The 14,416-nt window shown below is 74.5% G+C and carries 10 protein-coding genes; 2 read left to right on the top strand and 8 right to left on the bottom strand.

Annotated features, from left to right (window positions below; genetic code table 11):
- The first annotated feature begins 19 nt into the window (after nucleotides 1-19).
- Nucleotides 20-1,828: a SpoIIE family protein phosphatase gene (locus AC07GB_RS17455; RefSeq protein ID WP_478846221.1), complete on the top strand. Its 1,809-nt coding sequence runs from the start codon at nucleotides 20-22 to the stop codon at nucleotides 1,826-1,828.
- Between the two features lie 23 nt (nucleotides 1,829-1,851).
- On the opposite strand, the gene AC07GB_RS17450 is transcribed toward AC07GB_RS17455, so the two are convergent.
- From AC07GB_RS17450 to AC07GB_RS17430, 5 genes are all read right to left on the bottom strand, one after another.
- Nucleotides 1,852-2,559: a TetR/AcrR family transcriptional regulator gene (locus AC07GB_RS17450; protein WP_478846219.1), complete on the bottom strand. Its 708-nt coding sequence runs from the start codon at nucleotides 2,557-2,559 to the stop codon at nucleotides 1,852-1,854.
- Nucleotides 2,560-2,633: 74 nt separating this feature from the next.
- Complete coding sequence (locus tag AC07GB_RS17445) at nucleotides 2,634-3,716, bottom strand: PDR/VanB family oxidoreductase (protein WP_478846217.1); 1,083 nt, start codon at nucleotides 3,714-3,716, stop codon at nucleotides 2,634-2,636.
- A 2-nt stretch (nucleotides 3,717-3,718) separates the two neighbouring features.
- Nucleotides 3,719-4,633: a metal-dependent hydrolase gene (locus AC07GB_RS17440; protein WP_478846215.1), complete on the bottom strand. Its 915-nt coding sequence runs from the start codon at nucleotides 4,631-4,633 to the stop codon at nucleotides 3,719-3,721.
- Between the two features lie 129 nt (nucleotides 4,634-4,762).
- Nucleotides 4,763-6,709 (bottom strand): hypothetical protein, encoded by a 1,947-nt coding sequence (locus AC07GB_RS17435; protein WP_478846213.1) that lies wholly within the window; start codon nucleotides 6,707-6,709, stop codon nucleotides 4,763-4,765.
- A gap of 239 nt (nucleotides 6,710-6,948) precedes the next feature.
- Nucleotides 6,949-10,077 carry an alpha-N-acetylglucosaminidase gene (locus tag AC07GB_RS17430; RefSeq protein ID WP_478846211.1) on the bottom strand — a complete coding sequence of 1,043 codons (3,129 nt, stop codon included), beginning with the start codon at nucleotides 10,075-10,077 and terminating at the stop codon, nucleotides 6,949-6,951.
- 112 nt (nucleotides 10,078-10,189) lie between these two features.
- Between AC07GB_RS17430 and AC07GB_RS17425 the strand changes: the two genes are divergently transcribed.
- Complete coding sequence (locus AC07GB_RS17425) at nucleotides 10,190-10,609, top strand: hypothetical protein (RefSeq protein WP_478846209.1); 420 nt, start codon at nucleotides 10,190-10,192, stop codon at nucleotides 10,607-10,609.
- An 80-nt stretch (nucleotides 10,610-10,689) separates the two neighbouring features.
- Here the strand turns inward: AC07GB_RS17425 and AC07GB_RS17420 are convergent, their stop codons facing one another.
- The 3 genes from AC07GB_RS17420 to AC07GB_RS17410 form a co-directional block, all read right to left on the bottom strand.
- Nucleotides 10,690-12,165, bottom strand: a complete 1,476-nt coding sequence (locus AC07GB_RS17420) for a DUF1996 domain-containing protein (protein ID WP_478846207.1) — start codon at nucleotides 12,163-12,165, stop codon at nucleotides 10,690-10,692.
- A gap of 75 nt (nucleotides 12,166-12,240) precedes the next feature.
- A complete protein-coding gene (locus AC07GB_RS17415; protein WP_478846205.1) occupies nucleotides 12,241-12,891 on the bottom strand; it encodes a LuxR C-terminal-related transcriptional regulator in 651 nt (216 codons plus the stop codon).
- Entirely contained in the window at nucleotides 12,876-14,153 is a 1,278-nt protein-coding gene (locus AC07GB_RS17410) for a sensor histidine kinase (protein WP_478846203.1), read from the bottom strand. Before AC07GB_RS17410 ends, AC07GB_RS17415 begins: the two co-directional genes overlap by 16 nt.
- Nucleotides 14,154-14,416 lie beyond the last annotated feature (263 nt).

Below are 14,416 nucleotides of genomic sequence, written 5' to 3'. Positions count from 1 at the left end.
GGCCGTCCACTTGGGCGTCATGGAAAACGTCAAGGGCTACGAGGAAGCGACCAGACCGGGCATCACCACGGTCCTGGTCGTCGACGACGTGCCCGCGAGCCGGTACGCCCTGGGCGCGGTCCTGCGCCGGGCCGGCCACCGGGTCCTGCTCGCGGGGAGCGCGGGCGAGGCCCTGCACGCGCTCGACGCCCGGCTGCGCGCCGGCGAACTGCCCGACGTGGCGCTCGTCGACGTCGGCCTGCCCGACATGAGCGGCTACGAACTGTGCCGCCGCATGAAGGAGTCACCGACGACCGCGGCCCTGCCCGTGGTGCACTTCTCCGCGGTCGCGCACGGCTCCCTGGACCGCTGCCGGGGCCTCGACGCCGGCGCCGAGGCGTTTCTGACCGTGCCCGCCGAGCCGGAGGAGATCCAGGCGGTGGTGCGCGCCGCCGCTCGCGGAGCCCGGCGCCGCAGCGCGGCCACGACCCGGGCGGGCCGCCTCACGCTGCTCGCCGAGGCCGTCCTGGACATCCAGTCGGCGGGCTGCCCGAGCGAGCTGGCCGAGACCGCCGCCACCCAGGCCGCCCGGCTCAGCGGCACGCCCGCCGTGGCCTTCGTCCTCGACGACGAGGGCGAGATGCACCGCGGCCTCTCCCGCCGCCGGGCCGCCACGGCGCTGCCCGACCTGGGTGCCCACGACGCCGTGGCCCGGCTGATGCGCAGCCTCATGTCCGGCAGGACCGGCGCCCACAGCACGGTGATCCCCGTGCCGGTCTGGCCCGCCGGGTTCTTCGGCGCGGGCCCCTTCGAGCCGGGCCCCGACATCATCGAGCCGTTCTCCGATGCGCAGGCCGCCCACACCGCCCCCGCCGCCCCCGGGGGCAACGGCGCGGGGCCCGGCGGACACCGCGGCGACGAGGGCGCGCCCGCGACGCCGGGCGCGTACGACGGCATGCTGCTCGTCCCCGACGGCACCCCCCTCACCCAGCCCGACGGCGCGCTGCTCGCCCTGGCCCGCACGCGCGACGACCACGCCCCCGTGTGCCTGGCGACCCCGGCCCACGCGCGCGATCACGCCGCCGAGCTGACGCGCCTCGCCCACGCCACCGCACGCGTAGCGGAGCAACTGTTCATGTACGAGAAGGAACGCCACGTCGCCCTCACTCTCCAGCGCAGCTTCCTGCCGGCCCGGCTGCCGCACACCCCGGGCGCGGAGGTCGTCGTCCGCTACGAACCGGCCTCGCGGCAGGCCGAGATCGGTGGTGACTTCTACGCCGCGCTGCCCACCGCCGCGGGCGTGCTCACCGGCATCGGCGACGTCGCGGGGCACTCGCTGGAGGCGGCCACGGTGATGGTGGAGCTGCGGCACGCGCTGCGCGCCTACTGCGTGGAGGACCCGGACCCCGGCGTGCTCGCCGAGCGCCTGGACCGCATGCTCCAGCGCTACCACCCGGACGTCACGGCCACCCTGTGCCTGGTGCTCGTCGACCCGGCGACGGGCCGCGCCCGGGTCGCCAACGCCGGTCACATCCCGCCCCTGATCGTCCACGACGCCGGCGGGGCCGAGTACGTCAGGGCGCGGGGCCCGCTGCTCGGCCTCGGCCTGTCGCGCCCGGAGACCGCCGAGGTGCGCCTCACCCGCGCGGACCGCCTTTTGATGGTCACCGACGGCCTGATCGAGACGCGCGGCACCGACCTCGCCGTGTCGATGGAGCACCTGCGCCTCGCCGCCGCCGGAGCGCCGCGCGGCGCGACGGCCCTGTGCGACACGCTCATCGAGTGCTTCGGCCGCGAACGGGACGACGACATCGCGCTGTTGGCGCTGCGCCTCACCGACGAGGACTGACCCGCCGCCGGACGGGCGGGCGGCTAGGACGGCAGCACGGCGGGCGGGGCGAGCGCGGCGAGGCGCGACAGCAGGTCGGCGAACGGGCCGTCGGACGGCTCGTCGGCCAGGACCCGGCCGAGCAGCCCGGCCATCTCCGTGTCGTACGCGGCGCTGACGGCGGCCAACGCCGCGAAGTCGTGCACGAGTTGCAGTTCGAGGTCGGCACGCGGAATGCGGCGGCCGTCCAGCCAGATCAGGGCGGTGGACTCGGCGAGGGAGATCCAGGAACGCACGACCAGCTCAAGGCGGGCGGGCGGCGCGGCGATGTCCAGGTGCGCGATGATCTGGTCGTACGCCGCCTGGCGCACCGAGTCGATCAGGGCGTTCGTCGTGGAGGAGCCGACGGCGGGGCCGCCGCGCATCAACGCGTAGAAGCCGGGCCCGTGCTCGTCGACGAAGCCGAAGAACCGGCCCGTCACCCGCAGGAGGCGGGCGCCGAGCGGCCCTTCGCGCGGCTCCACGAACCGCTCGGCCAGTTCGTCCGCGGCCCGCTTCAGGGCGGCCTCGTACAGGCTGAGCTTGCCGGGGAAGTAGTGGTACACGAGCGGACGCGAGATGCCGGCGGCCGAGGCTATCTCGTCGATGGAGACGTCCTCGGGCGAGCGGTGGCTGAACAGTTCGAGCGCGACCCCGATCAGCTGCTGCCGCCGCTCCTCCACGCCCATCCTGCGCCGCGTCCCCGTAGTCATGCGAACACTCTACCGATCCGGCCCGCGGGTGAACGGAGGCCCCCGCTCCGCCCGTTCGCCGCCGTGGCGCGCGGTCACAGGTCGAGGACGATCCGCTCTCCTCGTGCCCGGGACACACAGATCAGCATGGAGTCGCCGCGCTCGCCGTCGGTGAGGAGTTCGTCCCGGTGGTCGATCTCGCCCTCCAGGACCCGCTGTTGGCAGGTGCCGCAGAAGCCCTGCTCGCAGGAGTACGGCGTGCTCGGCAGCTCCGCGCGGACGGCGGCGAGCACCGTGGTGCCCCCGCCGACGGACACCGTGCGGCCGGTGCGGCGCAGTTCGACCTCGAAGGCGCCGCCGTCCGCCGTGGCGCGGGGCGCGAACCGCTCCAGGTGCGGCGGGCTCTCCTCGGGCAGCGCCGCGGCGACGGCGTCCATGAGGCCTTCGGGCCCGCACACGTACACGGCGGCGCCCCCGGCCGCGGCGCCGCCGAGGAACCCGGCGACGTCCGGCCGCCCGTCCTCGTCCTCGGCGACGACGGTGACCCGGCCCCCGCCGGCCTTCTCGACCTCGTCGAGGAAGGGCATGGAGGCCCGGCTCCGGCCGCAGTACAGCAGCCGCCAGGCGCCGCCCCTGGCCTCGACGGCGCGGATCATGGGCAGGACCGGGGTGATCCCGATGCCGCCCGCGACGAACGCGTACGCGGGGGCGTCCGCGACCAGCGGGAAGCGGTTGCGCGGCCCGCGCACCTCGACCTCCGCGCCCTCGCGCAGCACCTCGTGCACCTCGCGCGAGCCGCCCCTGCCGCCCTCGTCGACGCCGATCAGCCGGGTGGCGATGGTGTACGAGGACGGGTCGGCGGGGTCGCCGCACAGCGAGTACTGCCGTACGAGCCCCGATGGCAGCACGAGGTCGAGATGGGCGCCCGGCTCCCAGGCGGGCAACGCCTGGCCTTCCAGGCGCAGTTGGACGACGCCGTCAGCGACCGTCTCGTGCCGGGTGACGCGCAGCCGCAGCGCCCGCGAGCGCGGCTGCCCGGAGAGGGGTGTGTCGAGGGCGGGCAGCGGCCACAGCGGCGAGGCGCCGATGCGGCGGCGCAGCGCTCGCCTGGTGCGGCCCGCGACCAGGGCGGCGCCGGTGAGGAGGAGGGCGGTGCGGGCGGCGCGGGGCAGCGGCATGGTCACGCGGCTCCGTTCGCGCGGGCCTCGGCGGCGGTGGCGGCGGGGGAGGAGGCGAGGTAGGCGACGGCCTGGGCGGTGCTGCCCTCCTGGGAGGGGTGGTAGGAGCGGCTCAGGTACCGGGGGATCGAGCGGATCATGGCGCCGGTGGTGGGCAGCGTGCCCGCGCGCCCGCTCCGGTGGAAGTCCCTGAAGGTCGCCTTCCCGCCGGGCAGCGCCGGGTCGTTCTCCATGAAGAAGCGGGCGCCGCGCTGCCACAGGAACACCAGCGCGCCGAAGGCGGTGGCCCAGGTGCGCACCCGCCGCCGGTAGGAGCCGTCGACGTGCAGGAACAGGTCGAAGGCGACGGAGCGGTGCTCGACCTCCTCGGCGCCGTGCCAGCGCAGCAGGTCCAGCATCGTGGGGTCGGCGCCGCGCCGGTCCAGCTCCCGCGCGTTCAGGACCCAGTCGCCGAGGAAGGCGGTGTAGTGCTCGATGGCCGCGATCATCGCGACGCGTTCGAGCAGCCACCAGCGCCGTGCCCGGCCCGGCGGCAGGGTGCGGTCGCCGAGCAGCTTCTCGAAGAGCCAGTCGACCTGCGCGGTGTACGGGGTGGGGTCCAGGCCCTGCTCCCGCAGGTGCGGCAGGACTTCGTCGTGGGCCTGGGAGTGCATGGCCTCCTGCCCGATGAACCCGATGACGTCCGCGCGCAGTTCCTCGTCGCGGATGAGCGGGAGCACCTGCTTGTACACGTGCACGAACCAGCGCTCGCCCGCGGGCAGCAGGAGGTGCAGGACGTTGATCGTGTGCGTGGTGAAGGGGTCGCCCGGGAGCCAGTGGAGGGGCGTCTTCTCCCAGGAGAAGGAGACGTTGCGGGCCTTGAGCGGTATGTGCTCGGAGGCGACGGGCTGGGGGAGCCGGGCCTTCGTGTTAGACATGGCGTCAATGTACGGCTGAGTAACCCCACGGGTACACCCCTCGGCGGGGGCTTTTCGGCCCGCGCCCCATAGGGGCGCGGGGAACTGCGCGACAAGCCACGACGGTCCGCAGACGATCGACGGCGGAACTCAGTGAAGAAGGCTGAGTTCCGAGCCGTCCGCGAGCCTCGCGCTCAGCTGAAGCCGTTCCCCTCGCCTCGCGGGCAGCGCGGCCACGGGACCGGCAACAGGCCCTCGCCCGGAGACCCGCACCGATGCCACGTCCTCGCTGCCCGCGGCGAGGACGTACCACTTGCCCGTACGCGCCTTCCACAGCACGCCCGCGAGCACGCGCGGCTCCCGCTCGCCGCAGGCGGGCGAGTTCTCCGCCTTGGCGGCGACGGCGCCCGCGGCGGCGCCGGGCGTCAGGACCTGGGCGAGGGTCCGGCTCCCGCCGCCCTGCCAGGTCTCCGCGCGGGTGCACACCCACCGCGCAGGGCCGCTGCCGTCGGGCAGGTCCTGGCGGGCGTACTGCCAGGCGTTGACGGACCGGACGCCGTGCGACCGCGCGGCGGCGAGGGAGCACGCGGTGCGCTGCCAGTCGGCGGCGCGGGCGTCGCGGGGCGCGGCGGGCCGGCCCGCGGTGAGGCGGGCGGGGGTGAGTTCGCCGAGGTCGGTGGACAGGCGCGTGGCACCGTCCGCCTCGCGCAGCTGGAGCGCGTTCCAGGAGCGGCAGTCGCCCGCGAGGGCGGGGCTCGCGAAGGGCGCGGTGACGCCGTCGGGGCCGCGCCGCAGGGCGGTGGCGGCGCCGTCAGGATCGAGCAGGTCGCGGACGGCGGCGGACCGCACCCACGGGGCGGTCAGATAGCGGACGTTGCCGTCGGAGCGGCCGAGGACGACCGCGCCGGAGTCGGCGGCGGTGGCGCCGTCGACCCGAGCGAAGTCGAGCGCGGCGCCGCCGGTGCCGTCGGTATCGTTGTCGGGCTCGGCGTACCGCACGACGCGCAGGCCGTCGTGGAGGAGGACGACGCGCGCGGCGTCGACCTCACCCGCGAAGAGCAGCTGGGCGGGCCCGGGCGGCGCCCCGGCCGCCGTGCCGGGCGTCGCCGACACCCGTACGTTCTCGCCGGGACGCGCCCACACCGCGAGGGCGCGGCGCAACAGGGCGCTGTCGCCGACGAGTTCGCCGCGGGCGGGCCACACCGTGAAGTCGGTGCGCGGGGACCGCTTCCAGGCGGCGGGCGCGGCCTTCGTGAGCTTGCCGGGGTCCAGCGCGGCCTCGGCGGCCGGGTTCTTCGCGTACGGGGGCGCGGCGGCGCCGTCCGGGCCCCAGCCGTCGCCCGGCATGCCGAGCAGCGCCCCGCAGACCAGGGCGGCCGCGGCGGCGACGGCCGCGGCCCGCAGGTGCTGCCTGCGCCGCATCAGGTCGGTGGGCCTGGCCTGGAGGGAGCACGGGTCGAACTCGGGGGACTCCAGGAGCGCGTACAGGGCCTCGACCCCGTCGGCCTCGGTGAGGGCGGCGTCCGTGTCGGCGACCCCGGCGGCGTCGAGGGCGCGGCGCACCTCGTCGTCCGCGAGCCGTTCGAGGCCGCGCAGCACATAGGCCGCGCGGGCGGGCGCGGACAGGGTGGAGAGCCGCTGGTCCAGGGCGAGTTCGTCGGCCCCGCCGGAGCGCGGGAACAGTCTGAGGCCCCACACCTGGGGCAGCACCGGCGGCAGCTGGGCCCGCTTGGGCCAGGCCCTGCGCTTGAGCGGGAGTCCCGCTTCGAGGGCGGCGCGCAGCACGTGGCGGCGTACGTAGGCGTAGCCGGGGCCCGCGCCCCGGCCGGGGCCGCGCTGGTCCGGCACGACCGCCGCCCGCGCGCGGCCGCGGGGCAGCGCCCGCTGGACGAGCGCGTGCGCGGTCAGGACCCGGCGGTTGCGGCCGAGGCCGGGCGGCAGGACCAGGTAGGCGAGGCGGACCAGGCGGGGGTAGTGCTCGACGAGGGCGGCTTCGGCCTGCTCGACGTCGACGAAGGACCTGGCGGGCCCGGTCTCCCCGGTCTCCCCGGCTTCTCCGGTCGGCGCGGCGGCTTGCGTGGACTGCGATGACGACACGTTCAGCAGAACGAGCGAATGCCCCTGCGGTCACTTCACACCGGGCCTCCCCGGGGGCTGGCACCCCCCGGGGGCCCCGGCCCTGTCGGCGCTTCGCGCCTCGTCCTCAAACGCCGGACGGGCTGGATGGTGCCGCTTGCGGCAGAGTTTTCAGCCCCTCCGGCGTTTGAGGACCGGGGGTCTGGGGGCGGAGCCCTCAGGATCGGGAAGGGGCGGGCCTGGGGCGCACCCGCGAGGGGTCAGGTCAGGTGCCAGGCGCTGAACTGAACGGCCCCCCGGGCCCCCGTGCCGCCGTTGGCCGCGGTCATGAAGAGGCCCACGTCCTGAGCGGCGGCCACCCCGGGCAGCGGCACCGTGGCCACCACCCGCCAGGAGGCGCCGTCGTCCGTGGACAGCTCCCCGGTGAAGGTGCCTCCCGCCCGGGTGAGGCGCAGCAGCACCGGCGCCTTGACGCCGGTGACGCGGCGGTAGGTGTCCAGGGTGCCGTCCCCGTTGGTGTCGTAGGAGAGGACGACCCCGTTGGCGGGCGTGACGGCGAGGTTCAGGAAGCCCGGGGAGCCCGGTGTGGACAGGGAGTTGCGGGCGATGACGCCCGCCCGCGCCCAGGGCCCTGTGGCCGCCTGGGAGTCGACCCGCACGGTCACGGCGACCCCGTCGCGCAGGGCCCCGGGCCGGAAGAGCGTGCCGAACTCCGCGGTGCCGCGCCACAGGTCGGCCCCGGCGCCGTCGATGGCGTACCGCCCGTCCAGCTCGCCGAAGACGGCGGAGTTGTTGGTGTAGGTCCGCAAGCCGGGACCGAGCGGCCCGGCTTCGAAGAGCGTGCCTTCGTGGACCGCCCGCACCCGCCGCTCGCCCTGGGGGCCGTACTCCACGGTGATCGTGTAGGGGTGGGGCCGGAGCGGCCGGTCGAGGGGCGTGTCGGGGGTGTGCGCGCGCCAGGCGACCGTACCGGAGCCCCCGGCGGGCACGCGGGGCAGCGAGGTCGGCCCGTCGGGCTCGGCGTCGACGCCGGTCAGGGCGAAGTCGACGCGGCCCGTGGCGCGCAGCCCGTTGACGTTGCGGAAGCGGGCCTCGACGCGCGCGCCGCCGCCGGGCGGGAACGCGGGCGGCTCGGCGGTGACCTCCAGGGAGCCCTGGTAGGGCGCGCGGGCGAGCGTGTCCCGTACCCGCGAGGCCGTACGGTACGCGTCCGTGACCGGCCGCAGCGGATGGTCGTCGCGGCGGCGGGTCCACGGCTCCTCGAAGGCGCCGAACCAGTCGACGGCCTCGGGCGGGCGGCCCGCCGCGAGGGCGTCGGCCAGCTCGTCCAGCCACCGCTGCCAGCGCGGCGTGTAGAAGTCGCGCAGCAGGCCGTGCCACTCGCGGTTGCCGTAGTCGTGCAGGTTGCCGCCCTCGGAGGTGGGCCGGTCGCCCCACACCGTGATGAGGACCCGGGCGGTGCGCTCGAACTCGGCGCGCTCGGTGTCGTTCGTGGCGAGCCGCCGCGCGTCGTCGATCCAGGGGCCGAGCAGGAACGCCTCGTGCGCGCCGGTCACGTCGTCCGCGAGGCGCATCAGGCGCAGCCACAGCGTGGCAAGGGCCCGGAAGGTGTCCTGGTCCTTGCGCCGGTACGCCGACGCGAGCTGGGGCAGGAGCTGGCGGCTGCGGTGGGCGAGGGCCTGCCGGGCCACGTCCACCAGGTCGTAGCGGTACGCGGCGCTGCGGCGAAGGCGCGGCGCGACGCCGAGCAGGCCCGCGAGCGCCGCGTCGAAGCGGGCGGGGTCGTAGGTGAGGGCGCGGGGCGCGTACTCGGCGGCGCGGTTCGCGGCGAGGTCGGGGCGGGCCGCGAACAGCGAGTCGTGCGGGTCGCTGCGCTCCACCGCCGTGTGCTGGTACGCGGTGTCGTGCAGGGCGCGCCAGGCGGACCGCGCGGCGCGGTCGTGCCCGCCGTAGCGGAAGCCGGCGTAGGCGGAGAACCACGCGGCGCGGTCCACCTCCTCATCGCGCCAGGCCAGTTCGGAGAACAGCTCGAAGGCGGCCGGGTCGCGGTCGGTGGCCTCCGGCAGATACGCGGTGCCCGCGAGGGCGCTGCCGGGCTTGTCGCGCCAGGCGAAGAATTTCTCCTGCCAGATGTGCGCGCGGGCGCCGAGGGTCGTGCGCCCGCCGAAGTTCGGTATCGAGCCGAAGCAGTAGGGCGTGCCGCCCCAGTCCTTCTCGCGGTCGGTGACGCCGCGGTAGCGGTCGGACACGCCGTCGACGATGAGCATCTTCTTCCGGTCGATGGCGTCCAGCAGCTCGGGCAGCGGGTTCTCCTGCCAGCCGAGGATCACCCAGGTCGCGCCCGGGTGCGCGGCGCGCAGGGCCTTCTCCACGCCGCGCGCGGCGTCGGGGACGGGCACGTCGCCCGCGGTGCCGCCCTCGTGCAGCAGGTCCATCTTGAAGTGGCCGGCCGCGCCGAACAGATCGCGCTGGTGGCGGTAGAAGGACGCGGCGACCCGCGCGAACGCGTCGGTGCGCGGGTCGAGCCAGTCGGGGCGCTTGAAGCCGTGCCAGGTGCCCTGCGGGACGACGCGGGCGTCACCGCCGTTGCGGGCGACGAAGCCGTCGGGGACGTGTCCGTAGTAGCCGGGCAGGACCGGCGCCATCCCTAACGCGCGCAGCCGGTCCATGATGCGGCGCCCCAGCTGCGCCCGCCGGGCGAGGAGTTCGGGCGAGAGCGGGCCGCCGTAGCCGGACAGGTTCTGGAGCAGCCACCAGGGCTGGTGCGAGGGCGCGGGCAGCCAGGCGCGGGACTCGGCGTCGGAGTACTGGAACTCGCGCAGGACCCGGTGGTAGACGGCCTCGGTGCCCGCGATGACGAAGACCTCGTTGCAGCCGTGCAGGGCGAGCAGGTCGATCATGCGCTCCCAGTACGGCCAGTCGGCGTACGGGGCGGTGTAGCCGTCGTTGGTGTCGTTGAGCGCGAACCGGTGGGGGAGCGCGGTGGATCGGGTGAGGGGGCGCGCGGGCGCGGGCAGGCGGCGCGGCAGGTTCAGCTGGCCGCCGTTCCAGGCGAGGTGCGCGCCGCACACGTACTTCAGGTACCAGTGGACCCCGGCGAGCAGCACGGCGGGAGTGGTGCCGGACACCTCGACGCGCCCGGTGGTCCCGGTCACGCGGAAGCGGTCACGGCCGCCGTGCGCCGGGACGAGTCTGAGGCGGAACTGGTCCGCGTGGTGCGGGAGCCGGCGATTGAGCACGGCGCGCGCCGCGTCCGTATCGAAGGCGGGGCCCTTCGTGGGCCCGTCGGCCGCGTGGGCCGAAGGGGCGGTGCCGAAGGCGGTGCCCAGGCCGGTGAGGCCGAGGGCGCCCGCGGTGCCGAGGACAGAGCGTCGCGATGGTTCGTACACGTGTACCCCCTGCGTCGTTGGCTGCGGCGCACGGTATCCGGGCGGCCGACGAGGCGCGATGGAACGTACGGACACGGCGCGTTCACATCGCCTGACGAGACAGGAGTGACGGATGAGGGGCATGGTGTGGGCGGCCGGGGCCGTTTCGGCCACCACGGTCGGCCTGGTGATCGCGGCCGGGCTCGCGGGCGACGGCGACGGCGGCGGTTCGGGGGCCGGCCCTGCGCGGCCCGTGGCCACCGGCACCCTGGAGCAGCTCGCGGCGATGGCAGAGTGCGCGCCGGACGTCCAGACGGACGCGGCGGAACTGCGCCAGGCGAACTGCCAGAACGGGGACGGCCGTTTCGTGCTCGCGACCTTCGCCACCGACCGCGGCGAGCGCGAGTGGCTCAACCAGGCCAAGGACTACGGCGGCACGTACCTCGTGGGCCGCAAGTGGGTCGCGGTGGGCGAGCCCGGCGTGCTCAGGGCGCTGCGCGGCCACCTCGGCGGGACGGTGGAGCGGTCCTCGCACCACACGTCGACGGGCTGACCGCGCGGCGCACCCGCAAGGGCGCGGGGCACCGCGCGATCAGCCGGCCACCGAAGGCACGCGGCGTCAAGAACGCGGCGTCAAGAACACCGACGGCCCTCGTTCAGGCACGCGGCGACACGCCGCATCAGCCTCTGGTCGAACACGTTGATGAAGTCACCGTGGTCGGTGACGGGCTTGTGGAGCTGCTCGGGGAAGGAGTCCACGGCGAAGCCGGGGCCCGGCGGCACGTCGTACACGATGCGCTGCACGAGCTGCGGCACGGCGCGGAAGCCCCGGGGGCAGCGGCCGCTGCGCGGGTCGGCGAACGCGACGTGTGTGCGGTGGTTGGCGCTGTCGGTGTTCCGGCCGTCCCAGCAGCTCTGGAAATTGAAGGTGCGGACGACCTTGCTGCCCTCGGGGCAGATCGGGTACTTGTCCTTCAGCTGCCGGTTCTCGAAACCGGTGCAGCTCCAGGATGCGTTGGCATTCGCGTCGCCGTTGGTGAACGCCTTGGCGTCGCCGGTGATCACGCGCAGGAACCGTGGCATCGCGGTGACCTTGCCGACGGGACTTCCGACGAACTTCAGGGTGACCTGGTCCGGCGTCTGGATCTCGCCGACGTTCTTGTCCCGGCCGCCGCCGTCCGCGTCGGAGTCGTTCTCGTCGTTTCCGTTCTGGAGCCGCAGGACGGGCCAGTAGTACGTCGACTTGTCGCCCTGGTTGCGGCAGCTGGTGCGGCCGTTCGCGAGTTCCTGGTCGCTGGAGAACGCGTCGGTCTCCTGGTTTCCGACGTAGTCGTGCATGTGGTGCGCGCCGTTGCTCACGCCGGGCGCCACGATGACGTTGTCCGGGTTGAACTTGCCGTTCTCGTTCGTGCCGCAGCGTGTGGTGAAGGTGCCACGTGACGCGCCGCGCTGGTTGCGGGGCTTTCGGACGTTGGGGCGTACGGAGGTGATGTCGACGAAGTCCCCGGCCTCGGGGCCGTTGCCCGCCTGGCCCTGGCCCTGGCCTTGGTCCTGCCCAGGCTCCTGGTCCTGGCCCTCGCCCGGCTCCTGGTCCTGGTCCTGGCCTGGCCCCTGGTCCTGGCCCGTGCCGTCCTGCGGTGGCGGGCCGTCGTCGTCGGCGCGCATGGTGCACGGCGCCATGCCGCCGAGGTTCCCGGGCGCCTGGCCACTGCGGTCGATCGCGGTCCGGATGGCCTCGATGGTCGGCCGCCGCTGTTCCTCGAGCGGGTCGAGGACGGCTCTCTGCCCCTCGGGGTCACCGGCCTCGGCGAAGCGCGTGTACGCCTCGGTGATCTGGCTGTCCAGGGCGGCGAGTTCGCGGTCGACATCGGCGCGCGCGTCGTCGGGTACCTCCGGCAGCTGGTTGCCCACGTCCGGGCAGCTGATGGTGGTGGCCCGGAGTCCGCCGTCCCGGGGCTGGGCCTGGGGCGGCGGACTGTCCTCGGCGCTCGCGTAGACGTTCACCGCGACGAGCCCGCCGGCGCCCAGGACGAGCGCCGCCGACGCGGCGATCGCCCGACCGGCCAGTTTTGATCGTTTTCGTGACGTGCGTCGTGTGGTGCGTCCCATGGGATGACGTACGCGTCAGGCGCCCGCCGTGTTCAACGCGGAACGGGTGAATCCCGTACGGCGCAGGGGAGTTGATCAGCGGCCCTGGTCGAGGAAGGCGAGAACCGCGAGGACACGGCGGTTGTCGTCGTCCGAGACCGGGAGACCGAGCTTGGCGAAGATGTTGGAGGTGTGCTTGGCGATGGCCCGCTCCGTCACCACGAGCTGCGCGGCGATCGCGGCGTTGGACCTGCCCTGTGCCATCAGCTCCAGGACCTCCCGCTCGCGCGGGGTCAGCGCGCCGAGCGGCTCGTTCGCGGACCGCCGCGACAGGAGCTGCTGGATGACCGTGGGGTCCATCGCCGTGCCGCCCGCCGCGACCCGGCGTACCGCGTCGACGAACTGCTCGGCGTCGAACACCCGGTCCTTGAGGAGGTACCCGACGCCGCCGTTGCCGTCGGCGAGCAGCTCGCGCGCGTACAGCTGCTCCACGTGCTGGGAGAGGACGAGCACCGGCAGGCCCGGGCGCGCGCGGCGCGCCGCGAGGGCGCACTGGAGCCCCTCGTCGGTGTGCGACGGCGGCAGCCGGACGTCGACGACGGCGACGTCCGGCTCGAGCTCCGCCAGCGCCTTGGTCAGCTCAGGCCCGGTCTCCACGGCGGCCGCGATCTCGAAGTCGAACGCCTCCAGCATCCGCACCAGGCCGTCGCGCAGCAGGAAGAGGTCTTCGGCTAGGACAACTCGCAAGGGATCTCCATGGTCACCATGGTCGGGCCGCCAACAGGACTGCTGACGGCGAGTATGCCGTCGAATGTACCGAGCCGCCGTTCGATCCCGCTCAAGCCCGTTCCCGAGCCGATGCTCGCCCCGCCCTTGCCGTTGTCGGTGACCGCGATGCGGAGCATGCCGTCCGCGTGGTGGACGTCCACCCAGATCCGGTCCGCACGGGCGTACTTGACCGCGTTCGTCAGGACCTCGCTCACCGCGAAGTACGCCGCCGCCTCCACCGAGGCGTCCGCCCGGCCCGCCAGGTCCACGTCCACGTCCGTCGCCACCGGCAGGCGCAGCGCGAGGGCCCGCACCGCGTCGCCGAGGCCGCGCTCGGCCAGGACCGGCGGGTGGATGCCGCGCACCAGGTCGCGCAGCTCGGTCAGCGCCTCGCCGGAGTTCTGCCGGGCCTTGGCGATCATCTCCTTGGCCTTGGCCGGGTCCTTCTCCACGATCGCCTCGATGGTGCCGAGGTCCATGCCCATGGCGACGAGGCGGGCCTGCGCGCCGTCGTGCAGATCGCGCTCGATGCGGCGCAGCTCGGCGGCGGAGCTGTCGACGGCGTCGTGCCGGGTCTCCTCCAGCCGGTCGACGCGCCGCGCCAGCTCCCGCTCCCGCATGGTGGCCGTCGGGGCGAGCAGGGTGCGCGAGAGCTGGAAGTGGGCGCGGAGCAGCGCCGGATTGACGTACAGGCCAAGGACGAAGAAGGCGCTGCCGAGCGCGGCGGCGGCGAACGCGGTGCTCTGCGAGGTGACGTGGATGAAGGCGAACCACTCGCCGCCGCCCGCGTCGTAGATCGGCTTCCAGACGCCGCAGGCGAGGACCCAGCCGTACACCATGTACAGGATCAGGGCGGGCGGAATGATCGCGGGGACGACGCCCAAGGACATGTTCACCAGGAGCCCCTGGAGGTCCCGCCAGGTCGCCGGGTCCTTGAGCATCCGGCGGCAGCGCTCCACCTGCCCGACCACGCCGCGGGCGGGGCGCGCGGGCTCCTGCCGGTACGGGACCGGGATCGGCACGTCCGCCCACTCCCCGGCGTGCAGGCGGTGCAGCGTCGTGTACTTGCGTACGGCGGTCAGGACCAGCGGGGTGGTGAACACGCCGATCCCGATCGGGATCAGCACGATCGACACCACCGAGAGCACGAAGAGCGTGATCGATCCGACCAGCGAGAGGACCGTCATGTACAGGCCGCGCGCTCCCGCGAGCAGGCTCTCGCGCACCCTCGACGTCTTCATGGTCTCCCTCTCATCGGCTGCCGTGACCGGCCGCGACCGGATGTGTCCGCCCGTGGCCCGCTGTGTCCGTGGTGTGTGAAACCACCGGACACCACAACAGTTTCCCTGGTCGGGGCGGTCCGGGTCATGCGGTCCCGCCCCCGGAACGGGGGTGTACCTGAGGACACCCCCGGGCCTCGCCCTGTGCTTCACCGAGAGGGGGGTTCGGCGGCTGGGGCCGGACGCCGCCGCTTCCTAGCGTGATCCCTGTCAACTCGCTTAAC

Source organism: Streptomyces sp. NPDC045778 (assembly GCF_056431945.1).
This window is presented reverse-complemented; position numbering and strand designations above follow the sequence as displayed.